The sequence below is a fragment of the Acidovorax sp. IB03 genome (assembly GCF_016406015.1).
Taxonomy (GTDB): Bacteria; Pseudomonadota; Gammaproteobacteria; order Burkholderiales; family Burkholderiaceae_C; genus Acidovorax; species Acidovorax temperans.
Genome location: NZ_JAEFCH010000049.1, coordinates 1 through 13,652 on the forward strand (window position 1 = coordinate 1; position 13,652 = coordinate 13,652).

Below are 13,652 nucleotides of genomic sequence, written 5' to 3' on the forward strand. Positions count from 1 at the left end.
GTCAAACTTCTACTGCCTCCCCGGCAGAGCCGGGGGGCCTCCTTTTGGTAGCTAGGTGCAGCCTTCAGCACGACGGAGGCGGCAATGCGCACGCATTGGGTAGTTTTGTTCTGCCTTGCTGCGTCGATTTTCCTGGGTATCGGTCTGGCCTGCGCATCGATGGCGGTGTTGCCTCGCGTCACCGGACCTTCTTCTTCCTTGCTTTTCTTTGGACGCATAGCAAACGGTGAGGAGGTTGATTACACCAACAGCTTCAAAGGTGCTTCCGTTGATGCGTTGCTCACGGATTGGACGGCCCAAATTCACCGCAATGCCCAGATTGCCTGTGACAAATTTCGCTGGGTTCGACGCGGGATATTGTGGTCGTTTCTGGCCATTCTGCCGTGGTTCGCTGCCATCATCACATTGGTTCATAAGTAACCGGTGCTCAGGGCGGCACGTGCAAGAAACGACGTCCAACACAAACCGCGCGTCGTCGGAGTGCAGAGCGTCAAAATGTGCGAAGTTGCATCCAAGCACTCGGTATGGAGATAGCGTTGCCCAAGACACTCACCCAGATGAAGAAACGCCTTGAAGAGGCGATGAATGAAGCCCATGAAGCCGAGGAGATCATTCCGCTGATGAAAGAGGTGATCGCCAGGTTTGAACTGGTGCCGGACGACCTGTTTGAAACGGGTGCGCCGGAATCCAAAGTGGGTATCCGAAAGACGTCCCGAGTAGATCAGCCATCAGGTGGTGAAACGAGCATGTACCGAGACGCCCATGGCAACACATGGGTGGGCAAGGGCCGCCGTCCCAAGTGGTTGATCGAAGCCTTGGAGAGGGGCAAAACCCTTGAAGATTTCTTGCCTCGTGGAAGGCGTCTTCGAAGCGCTAAGTAGTTGTGGCTAAAGGACTTTAGTCAGTCGAATTCCGTTTTTGCATAGAAACCGAGGTTACCCCGCATCGAGCGGCGTGATTTTCAGGCCCGACTCTGTGATGATGGCGTCCGGTAGGTCGTTGGCCGCCGCCATCCGGTTGACCGTGGCGAGCTGCGTTTCCAGCAACGTCAGCCGTTCATGCAGGTACTGGTCGCAATCGGTGGCCACGGCCAGCGGCAATTCGCTGGCCTGCTTGAGGCTGGCAAATTTCGCTGGCGGCACCAGGTAGTCCTCGAAATCCTTGAACTGGCGGGAGCCTTGCACCCAGATGTCGCCGGAGCGCAGTGCGTTCTTCATCTCCGACAGCGCGCACAGTTCGTAGTAACGCCGGTCGATTCCGGCGTCGGTCATCACCAGCTTTTGCCAGCGCGGCTTGATGAAATCGGTTGGCGCATCGGCGGGCACCTTGCGGGCGTTGTCGCTGTTCATGTTGCGCAGCACTTCGATAGCGTCGAGCACGTCCTTGGCGGCGGGCGCGGCCCGCAGCTTGAGCACGGCGAGGAATTCCGGCGCGTAGCGGCGCAGCGTGGCATAGCTCTCGCCGATGCGGTGCAGGAAATCGAAGTCCTCGGGCTGCGCGAGTTTCTGCGCCTCGGTGACGCTCTCGGCGAAGGCATCCCAGGACATGACGGCTTCGATGGCGGCGAACGGATCGCGGCCGGCTTGCTTGGCCTCGATCAGCGCCTGGCCGATGCGTCCGAATAGCCGCACCTTGGCATTGATCGCCTTGCCGGATGCCTGGAACTGCTGCTGATGTTTGTTCTTGGCGGCGTTGAACAGTTTGCCCAGAATGCGGTCGTGCAGGTCGATGATTTCGTCAGTGACGGTCGCCATGCCTTCGATGGTGAGCGCAACCAGAGTCGCGTAGCGGCGCTGCGGCTCGAACTTGGCCAGGTCGGCTGGCGTCATCTGGCCACCCTCGCGGGCGATCTTGAGCAGCCGGTTCTGGTGCACCGACCGCTCGATGCCGGAGGGCAGGTCGAGCGCCTGCCACGCCTTGAGGCGTTCGATGTGTTCCAGCATGTGCCGCGAGTTCGGTTTGACCGGGGATTGCCGCAGCCAGGCCAGCCAGGTCGTCTTGCCGTTGTCGCGGCGCTTGAGCAGATCGTCGAGGCGACGGCGATGCATGTCCGATAGCGGTTCGGCCAAGGCGTCGTAGATGCGCCGGTTGGCGCGGGTGATCGCCTCGACGCTCGCCCGCTCGACGGCGTTGAGAGCAGGCAGAATGACCGACTGCCGCCGCAGGTGCTCGATGAAGGCGCTTGCCAGCACAATGCCCTTGTCGGTTTGCATGGCCAGCTCGGTCAGCGTGTGGACGGCCTGCCGGTAGTGGCTCATGGTGAAGGGCCGGAAACCGAAGACGGTTTGCAGCTCGATCAGGTGCTCACGCCGGGTCTGCTCCCGCTGTCCGTACTTGCCCCAGCTTTCGATGCTGACCTTGAGCTGGTCGGCGACCAGTTTCAGCAAGGGCGGGAACGGCGGTTCATCAACGCCCAGTATGACGCCCGGAAAGCGTAGGTAGCAAAGCTGCACCGCGAAGCCCAGCCGATTGGCTGGCCCGCGCCGCTGTCGGATAATCGAGAGGTCGGTATCGCTTAATGTGTAATGTCGAATCAGGTCGTCCTTGGAGTCCGGCAACACCAGCAGGCTTTCCCGCTCGGCGGCGGACAGGATTGAACGACGTGGCATATTTACTGATTCGTTCTCAAGTATTGATACAGGGTTTCGCGACTGATTCCGAATTCACGTGCCAGCTTGGTCTTTTGTTCGCCAGCCTCGACACGTTGGCGCAGTTCGGCAATACGCTCAGACGGCAGGGATTTCTTCCTGCCACGGTAAGCACCGCGTTGCTTGGCAAGCGCAATACCCTCGCGCTGACGCTCGCGGATCAAGGCGCGCTCGAACTCGGCGAACGCGCCCATCACCGAGAGCATCAGGTTCGCCATCGGTGAGTCCTCGCCGGTGAAGGTTAAATGCTCCTTCACGAATTCGATGCGCACGCCGCGATGGGTGAGGCTCTGCACCAGGCGGCGCAGGTCGTCGAGGTTGCGCGCCAGACGATCCATGCTGTGCACCACCACCGTGTCTCCTTCGCGCACGAAGGCGAGCAGCCGTTCCAGTTCGGGCCGCCGTGTGTCCTTGCCCGACGCCTTGTCGGTGAACAACTTGTCCACCGGAACCTGTTCCAGTTGCCGCTCCGGGTTCTGGTCGAAGCTGCTGACGCGGACGTAACCGATGCGCTGACCGTGCAAGGTATCCTCCTGAGGGAAATGTGTCAGGAAGAAATCTATGACCTTTGACGGCCTGTGTCAAACAATCCGCAAGGTGGCTCTATTCTGACGTTTCCTCACCGGATGATCTGACGCCAGGTTAGGGTATAGCTTAACCGGACACCTCGGCCTCTGTGCCTTTACTGCTTTTCGGTACAACCGTCAAGAACAGGCAGAGCGCTCCGATAGTTATCGCCACATCAGCGAGGTTGAAGGCGGGCCAGTGCGCAAGTCGCCAATGGAAGTCAAGGAAATCAACAACCTGTCCACGCAGCACACGATCCGCGACATTGCCCAGCGCACCGCCGAGGATCAGGCTGTATCCCATCGCTTCGAGACGGGGCAATTGCTGGCACAGCATGCGTCCCAGCCAAGCAGAAACGACCAGGCCCAGCGTGATGAAAAAGTAACGTTGCCAGCCGCCAGCGTTCGCCAGAAAGCTGAATGCCGCGCCGGGATTCAGGACATGGACGAAGTTGAAGAAGGGCGTGACTTCGACCTGTTCACCGGAGGCAAACGTGCGGGTGATGGCGAACTTTGCGAGCTGATCGGTCATGACAGCACTGGCGGCCACTGCGAACCAGACCCAAGTCGATGTGCGGCGAGCCGATTGCCACACAGGGACGGCCAGCGGCATCAGCCACCCGGCGAGCGCCGTGCAACTCAATCCAAGTACCCACCCCGCCAGCACATCGGCAGGAAAGTGCATTCCGGCTGCGATGCGTGACCAACCGACCAATGCGGCGTACAACACCAAGCCGATGCGGCCACGACGGCCTATCAAAGGCCAGAGCGCGCCGACCACCAGCGCGGCATAGGTGGCATGCCCGCTTGGCAGGCTGTAGTGAAGCTCGATGTCCCCGATGACGCGCACCATGTCGCCAAGGACGGCAGGCGGGCGTGGAAAGTCGAGCCATAGCTTCAAGATGGTGGCGGCCAGTAACGCCAGCAAGAAGGCCGCGCTAAAACCAATAAGGCGATGCCGAACGGCCCTGCCATGCGTCGGGTTGGTGGCCGACTTCGACCACCACCACAGACCCAGCAGCATCAGCGGCGCTGTCCAGTAACTTCCCACGAGGCTGAAGAACCACGCCAGCGGCCCCAGCGCGGCAGGCGTACCCGTGTTGATGGCTTGAAACATCGCGATGTTCAGACCACCCCAGTCATAGAGAAAGAATTTCCAGCTCATCGGCGCAACAGCCTCAAGCCATTGCCAACGACGAGCAAGCTGGCCCCCATGTCAGCAAACACAGCCATCCACATGGTCGCGTGACCCGTGAAGGTGAGCACCAGAAAGACTGCCTTGATGCCAAGGGCCAGCACAATGTTTTGCATCAGCACCTGCGCCGTCGCACGCGACAGGCGCACGAAGGTCGGAATTTTGCGCAGGTCATCGTCCATCAGCGCCACATCAGCCGTTTCGATGGCGGTGTCGGTGCCAGCGGCTCCCATGGCAAAGCCGATATCCGCACGCGCCAAGGCCGGTGCATCGTTGATGCCATCACCGACCATGCCAACCTTGCCGCTTCGGGCCAGTTGCTCCACTTCGCGCAATTTGTCATCTGGGAGTAGGTTGCCTTGCGCACGGTCGATTCCGGCTTGTGCGGCAATGGCCTGTGCCGTATGGGGGTTGTCGCCGGTCAGCATCATGGTGTTGATGCCCAGTGCGTGCAGCTCGGCGATAGCGCTCCTGCTGCTGTCCTTGATGGTGTCCGCTACGGCGAATAAGGCATGTACCCCTTTTGCGCCTACCAACATCACGACGGTCTTGCCAGCGGTTTCCAGCGCAGCGATGCGCTGCTCCAGCTCTGGTGTGCACTGCCCCAGCTCTTCGAGCATCCGGTGGTTGCCCAGATGGTAGGTCGCACCGTTGATTTGGCCTTGCACACCCCGACCGGGCAGCGCGTTGAATTCGGCCACGTCGAGCAAGGCAACCCCGTCCGTCTGCGCGGCCTGTGCCACCGCCTTGGATACAGGATGGTCTGAGCGGGCCGCCAGACTGGCAGCGATGCTGCGGCTGTCCGAGGCGAGTGCATTGCCCCATGTGACAAAGTCGGTCTGTGCGGGCTTGCCGTGCGTGATCGTGCCGGTCTTGTCCAGAGCCAGCCAGCGCAGCTTGCGGCCTTCTTCCAGATAGACGCCACCTTTGATGAGAATGCCGTGGCGGGCGGCGGCGGCCAGGCCGCTGACGATGCTGACCGGTGTAGAGATCACCAGTGCGCACGGGCAGGCGACCACCAGCAGAACCAATGCACGGTAGATCCAGTCGAGCCATGCCGCACCCATGAACAGCGGCGGCAACAACGCGACGGCGATGGCAACGCCGAATACAACGGGGGTGTACCAGCGGGCGAACTGATCGACAAAACGCTGAGTCGGCGCACGACTACCTTGCGCAGCCTCTACCGCGTGAATGATCCGGGCCAAAGTGGAGTTGTTGGCCAAGGCGGTGACGCGGTACTCGAAGGAACCAGATTCGTTGATCGTGCCCGCAAACACCGGATCGCCGGGGGACTTCTCGACCGGGAGGCTTTCGCCCGTGATCGGGGCTTGGTTGACCGTGGAGCGTCCGTCTAGCACCTCGCCATCGAGCGCGATGCGCTCACCCGGTTTGACCCGGACTCGGCTGCCAATGGCGATTTGCTTGGCACTTACCTCTCGCCAAGTGCCGTCAGGCTGCTGCACCGTGGCCTGCTCCGGGGTCAGGTCGAGCAGTCCACGGATGGCGTTACGGGCGCGATCCAATGACTTGGCCTCGATCACCTCGGCCAGCGCGAAGAGCACCATTACCATCGCAGCTTCGGGCCAGTGGCCGATGAACATAGCACCCGTGACGGCAATCGACATCAGGGCGTTCATGTTGAGGTTACGGTTCTTGAGCGCGATCCAGCCCTTCTTGTAGGTGGACAGCCCCCCCGTCAAGACCGCGACAAGCGCCAGAATGACGACTGACCAATGATTGCCGTCGTGGAACCAGTAGACCGCCTCGGCCGCCGATGCAGTGACCAAGGAGATGCCCAGCGGCCACCAGTTGGTCGGCGTGGTCACAGGGGCGGCGGATGGAGATGCGACCTCTGCCGTGTCCACGACCTGCGCCTCGAATCCAAGCGCTTGCAGTGCCACGAGCACGTCTGGCAGAACCTGGTTCGCATGGCGTACCGACAGCGTGCGCTGCATGAGGTTGAAATCGAGATCGGCAACCCCGGCCACGGTGCCGAGCTTGTTGCGGATCAACGCCTCTTCGGTCGGGCAATCCATCTTGGCAATGGACAGCTTGGTCGTCTGCCCGGCCGACGCCTCATCCATGCGCACAGCTTGCATGCCGATGGCCTTCAGCGCCTGCTCAACGGGAGACAGCGAAGGCAATTCGTGCCGCACGGCCAAGGTACGCTGCATCAGGTTGAACTCAAGACCAACCACACCCGCCAGCCCAGCCAGCTTGCCTCGGATCAGCGCCTCTTCCGTGGGGCAATCCATGTTCTCGATGCGGTACACCGCTTGAGCCGATCCGGTTGCCAGCGGGGCTTGTGCCGTGGGTTGGATGATTGGCCCAGTCGAGCAGCCACACCCCTTTGAAGCGCATTCGCTCATGGATAACTCCTTCAAATCGTCTATTCAGCCTCCATTAAAAACTCTATAGTCGCTATAGAGTCAAGTGAAAAATGGAGATTGAGGCATGGAAATCAGAATTGGCGACCTCGCCAAGCGCTCTGGGTGCGAGGTCGTGACCATCCGCTACTACGAAAAGGAAGGGCTGCTGCCGAAGCCAGCGCGAAGTGGTGGCAACTTTCGGTTGTACAGCGATGTGCACATCGAGCGTTTGCAGTTCATTCGTCATTGCCGTTCGCTCGACATGACGTTGAGCGAGATTCGCGCATTGCTGGGTCTGCGAGACAACCCGATGCAGGACTGTGGGGAGGTCAACACGCTGCTGGAGGCCCATATTCAACAGGTGGAAATGCGTGTGTCCGCGCTGTTGCAGTTAAAACGGCACTTGGTTGATTTGCGCGAGAAGTGTTCTGGCTCTCGATCTGTAGAGGCGTGCGGCATTTTGCAAGGGTTGGGCAATTGCAATTGCCATGGTGAAAGTGCCACGAACAGTCAAACATCTGGGTAAGTAAGGGCTTAGCGTGCTTTATTTTCCGTTTTCTGAGGCGACCCCATGGGGTCGGCAGCTGGCTTGGCAGGGTTTTGATGCTATTGATTTAATAGCTGGTGGCGCTTATTCCATAAGCGCCATGTGCCATTTTGGCTTGAAAAACGGTGTGACCGTTAGACTGGGTTCCACAAAAGTCAGCGCACCCGCGCACATACCGCGCGCCGAAGCCCGCGCGAACCACAACAACAAACGATGCTTGATGGAGTCTGTGATGGGTTCATCCGCAGAAAACGGGACTGTGCATGCCCCGCAAGGCCAACCCTGGCTGACGCGCAAGGCATGGGCGGGCAACCGCATTCGGTCGCACAAGCGCTGGGAGGTCATCATCCTGTGGGGCTTTGCCGTGGTCTGGAGCGCTCTGTCCATGCCCCTGGCCTATGTGCAGATTCCAAAGGCTTTGGCACGGGGCGAGACGCTGGTGGCCTGCATCATCGGCATCATGCTGGTGGTGGCGGTGGGGTTGCTCATCGGCGCCATCCGCACCACGCGCGATGCGCGCCGCTTTGGCGATGTGGCGCTGCAGCTCAACCCGTTCCCGGGCAGCATTGGCGGGCACTTTGGCGCCACCACGGTGCTGCCCGTGGCGTATCGGCCGGGGCTGCTGTTTGCCGCCACGCTGGCCTGTCTGCACCACAGCACCCGCCGCACCACCGACGCTGACAACGACAACAACACCGAGGTCCGCGAGAACGTGCTGTGGCAAAGCGAGGGCATGGCCCAGGTGCGGCCGCAGGGCGATGGCATTGCGCTGAGCTTTCGGCTGGATGTGCCCGCAGGTCTGCCCCCATCGGAGCCCACCCACGGCGACCACCACGCCTGGCGCCTGACGCTGGAAAGCCGCAGCGACCCGCCGCTGGCATTTGTGCGCCACTTTGATGTGCCGGTTTACGCCACAGGCGAGGCATCGCAACGGCTGGTGGCGGATGCTGTCCAGCACCCGGCAGCAGTGCAGTCGCGCAAATCCCAGCTGGACGAGGTGGCCCACCTGGAGCGCACCCCCGGTGGGGTGGAGCTGTATTTGCCCTATGGCCGCACCTGGCAAAAAAACCTGGTCTGGCTGGTGTTTGGCGTGACCTTTGGCGGCTTTGGCCTGCTGGCTGGCCGCCTGGGGGCACCGCTGCTGTTTCCCCTGGTGTTTGGGGGCGTGGGCGGCGCTTTTACCGTGTGGGCCATTTTTGCGCTGGGCAACAGCCTGAAAGTGCAATTCAGCCCGCAGGGCCTGCGCACCGATCGGCGCCTCTTGGGTTTCATGTTGGCCTGGCACCAGGTGCCCCGCCGTGATTTGCAGGGGCTGCAGCTGGTGCAGAGCTACACCTCGCAATCCGGCTCGCGGCACACCGTGTGGTACCGGATTCGGGTGGCGCTGAAAAGCGGCAAAACCATCACCGTGGCCGACAGCCTGCGCGGCGAGGCCGTGGCAGAGCAGATGCTGCAACAACTGGCCCAAGCCACCGGGCTGCCCGTACGTGCGGACTGACAGCCCTTCATCCTCTCTCCAGCCCCATGTCTCGCACATCCACCCCCGCCACGCCCCTCGCCAGCGCAAATCCTTCGCACGCAGGTGAGGCTGCCTCGCCGCTCAAGCTCGGCCTGGCGGCGCTGTTCATGCTGCCCTTTGTGGTGCTTGGGCTCAGCCTGCTGCTGTTCGGTGTGACCCCCACGCTGGTGGACTGGGCCCGCGCCCAGCAGTGGCAGGCCACCCCGGCCATCGTTGAATCTGCCGCCACCCTGTGGCAGCCTGGGCAAAAAGGCGCGGCAGCCTACGGGGTGGAAGCGCGCTTTCGCTACACCGCGGCGGGCCAGGAATACCGTGGGCAGCGGGCATCACTGCACATAGGCAATGGCAACGCCAGTCTGTATTACCAACAACTGGGCGAAAGGCTGGAAGCCGCGCAGCGCACAGGCACACCGGTGCCGGTGTGGGTCAACCCCGCCCAGCCCACCGAATCGATCGTGGACCGCAGCCTGCGCCCCGGTCTGCTGGCCTTGCAGTTGGGGCTGGCGCTGGCGTTCGGGGCCTTTGGCGGCCACCTTTTGGTGCGCATGGGGCGCACGATGTGGGCGCGGCTGCGTACCCCAGGCTGAACGCTAGCGCCGGGCGGCTACAGCTTGGCCGCCTGGCTGGCCTGGCCCAGTGCAATGCTCTTGTACAGCGCCACCAGCAGGTCCGACTGCGTGACCATGCCCACTACCTTGCGCTGTTCATCCACCACCGGCACATGGGGCAGGGCACGTTGCGAGATCTGGCGAATCAGCTCGGACAAGGGCGTCTGCGGCGTGGCGGTGAAAACGTCGGTGCTCATGATCTGGCCCACCACTTCGGGCTTTTGCGCAAACAGGCCCGGCGTGCGCTTGAGCAGCACCTGAATCCGCATGGCCAGGTCTTTGGGGGTGGCCTGGCGGTCAATCTGGCGCAGAAAATCAGCCACCGTGACGATGCCGATCACCCGCTCAAACCGGTCCACCACGGGCAGGGATTTGATCTTGTTCTGGCGCAGCAGCCTCCAGGCCTGGGCCAGCTCGGTGTCGAAGTGGGCGGTGATCACGTCGCGCGACATGATGTCGGCGCAGGTCAGCGCCACATGGCGGCCAAAGGCGTGGTCCACCGCCAGGTTGTAGATCTCGACCAGCTCGTCCTCTTGCACGTCCACAAAGGTGTTGAGCGCTTTGACGGCGCTTTCCAGGTCCGTGTGGTTCAGCCCCATGCGCTCAATCGGCGGCCGGTCTTGCGTGCGGTGGCTGGGGCCGGGCGGGGCGCTGCTGTGTGGGTAGCGGCGGCGCAGCAGCATGCGGTTGATGAGCAGCGCCGCCAGCAGCAGGGTGCCTGCGTTGATGGCAATCAGCTCGGCCACCGCCACCATGTCGGCGTTGGAATACGGGCCGTTGAGCACCAGCAACAACGCCAGCGCGCCCCCCGGCGGGTGCACGCAATTGAGCCAGGCCATGAGCCAGATGGTCAGCGCCACCGCCAGGGCGGCCGCCAGGATGGGCGGGGTAACCCAGTGCGAGCAGGCCAGCCCCGTGGCGGTGGCAATCAGGTAGCTGCCCAGCAGCGGCCACGGCTGGGCCAGAGGGCTGTGAAACTGCACAAACAAAATGACCACACTGGCCCCCACGGGCGCCAGCAGCCAATGCGCGTTCAGCGGCAAGCTGCGCAGCAGCAACCCACACGCAGCCAGGCACAGCAGCGCACCCAGGCTGGCTTTCCACCGCTCACTGCTCGATAGGGAAAGGGTGTTGCTCAACACCCTGGTGTGGAACCAGGCGTTTATTCTTTTGAGCACTTGAAACGAAGAGCAGAAAGGCTGGAGAACAGGCGAACAATCGCCGCCGTGGCGCACCACATTGGGGCGGGCGCACATGGTACTGCTCAGGCCGGGCCATCGCGGCAGTAGGGTTTCCGCCGCGAGCACTGCATGTTTGCTATCTTATTAATAGCTTTCTGCGCTTGTCAGTAAACCGCTGGAGGCAGAAAAGACTTAATAAGACCTAATTTTCTGGAGGCTGCAGCGGCCGAGGCCGCCGCTTGCCGGTGCCGCCCCAGCGAAGCGCATCGTCGCCTGGAATGCCCAGCGGGTTGTTGGCGGGCTCGGTCAGCGGCGCCAGCAGCGCGTGCAGGTCGGCCTCGCTGAACTTCACCGCGCCCTCGGCATCGTGGCCCAGCACGCCATGCGCCAGCGCGGCCTTGCGCTCCTGCAGTTCCAGCATGCGTTCTTCGATACTGCCTTCCACCACCAGCTTGTAGACGAACACAGGCTGTTCTTGCCCGATGCGATGGGCGCGGGCGGTGGCCTGCTCTTCCACCGCGGGGTTCCACCAGGGGTCGAGGTGGATCACGGTGTCGGCCGCCGTCAGGTTCAGCCCCACGCCGCCCGCTTTGAGGCTGGCCAGCAAAATGGGCGCGCTGGTTTCGTCCTGTGCCTGAAAGCGCTTCACCACGGCCCCACGCTCTCGCGGCGGGGTCTGGCCGGTGAGGGTGAGGTAGGGCAGGGCCAGGGTGTCGAGCATCTCGGCGGCCAGTGCCAGCATTTCGGTGAACTGCGAGAACACCAGCACGCGGCGGCCTTCATCGACCAGGGCGGGCAGCAGGTCGGCCAGCAGTTCGAGCTTGGCGCGCTCCATGGTGTGGGCGGTCTTCGTGGTTCCTTTGACGAGGCGTGGATCGCAGCAGACCTGGCGCAGTTTCAGCAGGGCATCGAGGATGGCGATTTGCGAGCCTTCAAAGCCTTGCCGCTCCAGCGCGCGGCGCACCTGCTTGTCGGCGGTGGTGCGCACGGCCTCGTACAGCTCACGCTGCCCGCCCTGCAGCTGCACGCGCAGGATGGTTTCGGTGCGCGGCGGAAGCTCGGTGGCCACGTCCTGCTTGCGGCGGCGCAAGATGAAGGGGCGCACGCGTTGCGACAGCAGCTGGGCGCGCAGGGTTTCGCCGTTGTCTTCGATGGGCTTGCGCCAGCGGGCGTTGAAGCTGCGCACATCGCCCAGAAAGCCGGGCATCAAAAAGTCGAACTGTGCCCACAGCTCGCCCAGGTGGTTTTCGAGCGGCGTGCCTGTCAGGCACAGCAGGTGCGGGGCCTGCAGGCGGCGCAGGGCGCGGGCGCTGCGGCTGCCGGCGTTTTTCACCATCTGCGCTTCGTCCAGGATCAGCAGGTGAAACGGCTGCTCAGCCAGCGCGTCTACATCGCGCCACAGCAGCGGGTAGGTGGTGAGCACCAGGTCGTGCTGGCCAATGTGCGGGTGACGCTGGGCGCGGCCGGGGCCGTGCAGCGCCAGCACGCGCAGGCCGGGCGCCATGCGCGCAGCCTCGGCCTGCCAGTTGAAGAGCAGCGAGGTGGGCAGCACCACCAGCGCGGGGCGCTTCAAGCGTCCGGCCTCTTTTTCAGCCAGCACATGGGCCAGGGCCTGTGCGGTTTTGCCCAGGCCCATGTCGTCGGCCAGAATGCCGCCCAGGCCTTGCTCGCGCAGGTATTGCAGCCAGGCCAGGCCCTCCAGCTGGTAGGGGCGCAGCAGCACTTGCAGCCCTTGCGGCGCTGCTACCGGCTGGGGCGTGCCGATGCGGCGCAGGCGCTGGGCCAACTGTGCCAGGCCGGCGTCGCCCTGCAGCTGCCAGTCGTTGCTCCAGCCATTCACCGTGCCCACGCGGTGGGCTTGCACCAGCCCGGCGCGCAGGGCCTCGATGCGTCGGGCCTCCCAAGCACCCAGACGCAGCGGGTCGCCTTCCTGGCGCTGCTTGCGTGTGGGGTCGGTGAGCAAGTCCACCATGGCACCCACGATGGCTTTGAGCGGCCCCGCAGGTGCCTCGATGCGTTTGCCGCCGGGGGCGCGCAGCTGGATGATGGCCAGGACGTCGATGGCGGCCATCTGCTGCGCGTTCAGCCAGCGGGCATCGCGCCGCAGCAGGTCGGCCAGCATGGGGCCAGGTCCAGCGTTTGCCCATCGATCTCGATGCCCAGGCTGAGCAGCCAGGCGCCCTCGCGCTCGGGCAGCATGAGCTTTTGCACCGGGCGCTGGCGTGTGCCCAGTGGGCCATCGACTTCCTTGGCCAGCCGCTCGCCAGTGTCGGGGGCGATGACCAGCTTCCAGCGCGACACGGGCACGCTTTCGTGCGCAAAGCCGGGGCGCACCACCACGCTCCAGCCTTCTGCGCGCAGCTGGGGCACCACGTCGGCCCAGAAGTCGCCAAACTGCGCCTCCTGCGCCAGCGTCCACACGGGGCCCAGGCTGCTGGCGGCGGCGCGGTGGCGCCATTGCAGCTTGCTGGCGTCCACAGGCATCAGGCCCAGGTCCCACACGCGGTCCATGGCGTCGGCCTCGGCCGCCAAGTTGCGCTGCATGCGCAGCACGGGGCCGCCGGTGTCGAACAATTCCTGGACTGGGGCAGGGCGGGCGCCCAGAACGGAAGTGGGAGCAGGCGTAGCCCAGGTGGCGCCACTCTCGGTGCGGTAAGTCCAGTCGATCTGCGCCAGCGTCACGCTGTCGCCGCGTGGGCCCAACTTGCCCTGGGGTTGCATGCCCAGCAAGCCATCACCACGGCCCAGGGTCATCAAAGTCAGCCGAGGCCGGAACTGGCCTGGAGCTACTTCTGAGGAAGCGGCACCGCCCGGGTGCGCTGCCGCAGGGGCCTCCGCACCCCGCATCAACGCCATCACCTGCGCGGCTTCGCTGTCCGTCAGCGGGGCCATGACCCGCAACTGGGTGGCGTTGGCTCCATCGCGCAGCGCCTGCACCCACGACTGAACCACCGCCGCCCGATCCAACCGGTGCAGTGCCGCATCAGCGTTTGGCTTGCCTGATGGCGCCATAGGC

The 13,652-nt window shown here is 63.4% G+C and carries 9 protein-coding genes and 2 pseudogenes; 5 read left to right on the top strand and 6 right to left on the bottom strand.

Annotated elements, in window-relative coordinates; genetic code table 11:
- The first annotated feature begins 84 nt into the window (after positions 1-84).
- Together IHV84_RS18405 and IHV84_RS18410 are read left to right on the top strand one after the other, a co-directional pair.
- Positions 85-420 carry a Pycsar system effector family protein gene (locus IHV84_RS18405; protein ID WP_198847945.1) on the top strand — a complete coding sequence of 112 codons (336 nt, stop codon included), beginning with the start codon at positions 85-87 and terminating at the stop codon, positions 418-420.
- A 116-nt stretch (positions 421-536) separates the two neighbouring features.
- Positions 537-881: an H-NS family nucleoid-associated regulatory protein gene (locus IHV84_RS18410; RefSeq protein ID WP_198847946.1), complete on the top strand. Its 345-nt coding sequence runs from the start codon at positions 537-539 to the stop codon at positions 879-881.
- A 60-nt stretch (positions 882-941) separates the two neighbouring features.
- Here the strand turns inward: IHV84_RS18410 and IHV84_RS18415 are convergent.
- The 4 genes and pseudogenes from IHV84_RS18415 to IHV84_RS18430 all read right to left on the bottom strand — a co-directional run.
- A pseudogene (locus IHV84_RS18415) lies at positions 942-2,609 on the bottom strand (Tn3 family transposase); the annotation flags it as partial.
- A 2-nt stretch (positions 2,610-2,611) separates the two neighbouring features.
- Positions 2,612-3,172: a recombinase family protein gene (locus IHV84_RS18420; RefSeq protein WP_115501500.1), complete on the bottom strand. Its 561-nt coding sequence runs from the start codon at positions 3,170-3,172 to the stop codon at positions 2,612-2,614.
- Positions 3,173-3,302: 130 nt separating this feature from the next.
- On the bottom strand, positions 3,303-4,379 hold the full coding sequence (gene lspA, locus IHV84_RS18425) for a signal peptidase II (protein ID WP_198847947.1): 1,077 nt from the start codon (positions 4,377-4,379) through the stop codon (positions 3,303-3,305).
- Positions 4,376-6,781, bottom strand: coding sequence for a heavy metal translocating P-type ATPase (locus IHV84_RS18430; protein WP_198847948.1), 2,406 nt, complete (start codon positions 6,779-6,781; stop codon positions 4,376-4,378). The genes lspA and IHV84_RS18430 overlap by 4 nt, the downstream gene beginning before the upstream one ends.
- Before the next feature lie 85 nt (positions 6,782-6,866).
- On the opposite strand from IHV84_RS18430, the gene cadR reads away from it, so the two are divergent.
- From cadR to IHV84_RS18445, 3 genes are all read left to right on the top strand, one after another.
- Complete coding sequence (gene cadR, locus IHV84_RS18435; protein WP_198847949.1) at positions 6,867-7,307, top strand: Cd(II)/Pb(II)-responsive transcriptional regulator; 441 nt, start codon at positions 6,867-6,869, stop codon at positions 7,305-7,307.
- Positions 7,308-7,560: 253 nt separating this feature from the next.
- Positions 7,561-8,826 carry a hypothetical protein gene (locus IHV84_RS18440; RefSeq protein WP_198847950.1) on the top strand — a complete coding sequence of 422 codons (1,266 nt, stop codon included), beginning with the start codon at positions 7,561-7,563 and terminating at the stop codon, positions 8,824-8,826.
- Positions 8,827-8,852: 26 nt separating this feature from the next.
- A complete protein-coding gene (locus tag IHV84_RS18445) occupies positions 8,853-9,434 on the top strand; it encodes a DUF3592 domain-containing protein (protein ID WP_198847951.1) in 582 nt (193 codons plus the stop codon).
- A gap of 17 nt (positions 9,435-9,451) precedes the next feature.
- Here IHV84_RS18445 and IHV84_RS18450 read toward each other — a convergent pair whose 3' ends face one another.
- Both IHV84_RS18450 and IHV84_RS18455 read right to left on the bottom strand, forming a co-directional pair.
- Positions 9,452-10,594, bottom strand: coding sequence for a CBS domain-containing protein (locus IHV84_RS18450; protein ID WP_198847952.1), 1,143 nt, complete (start codon positions 10,592-10,594; stop codon positions 9,452-9,454).
- 244 nt (positions 10,595-10,838) lie between these two features.
- Positions 10,839-13,648: pseudogene (locus tag IHV84_RS18455) on the bottom strand (DEAD/DEAH box helicase).
- Positions 13,649-13,652 lie beyond the last annotated feature (4 nt).

Excerpts from the sequence above, each read along its gene's own strand:
- cadR (WP_198847949.1), top strand. The coding sequence starts at position 6,867 with ATGGAAATCAGAATTGGCGACCTCGCCAAGCGCTCTGGGTGCGAGGTC.
- lspA (WP_198847947.1), bottom strand. The coding sequence starts at position 4,379 with ATGAGCTGGAAATTCTTTCTCTATGACTGGGGTGGTCTGAACATCGCG.
- IHV84_RS18430 (WP_198847948.1), bottom strand. The coding sequence starts at position 6,781 with ATGAGCGAATGCGCTTCAAAGGGGTGTGGCTGCTCGACTGGGCCAATC.
- IHV84_RS18405 (WP_198847945.1), top strand. The coding sequence starts at position 85 with ATGCGCACGCATTGGGTAGTTTTGTTCTGCCTTGCTGCGTCGATTTTC.
- IHV84_RS18440 (WP_198847950.1), top strand. The coding sequence starts at position 7,561 with ATGGGTTCATCCGCAGAAAACGGGACTGTGCATGCCCCGCAAGGCCAA.
- IHV84_RS18445 (WP_198847951.1), top strand. The coding sequence starts at position 8,853 with ATGTCTCGCACATCCACCCCCGCCACGCCCCTCGCCAGCGCAAATCCT.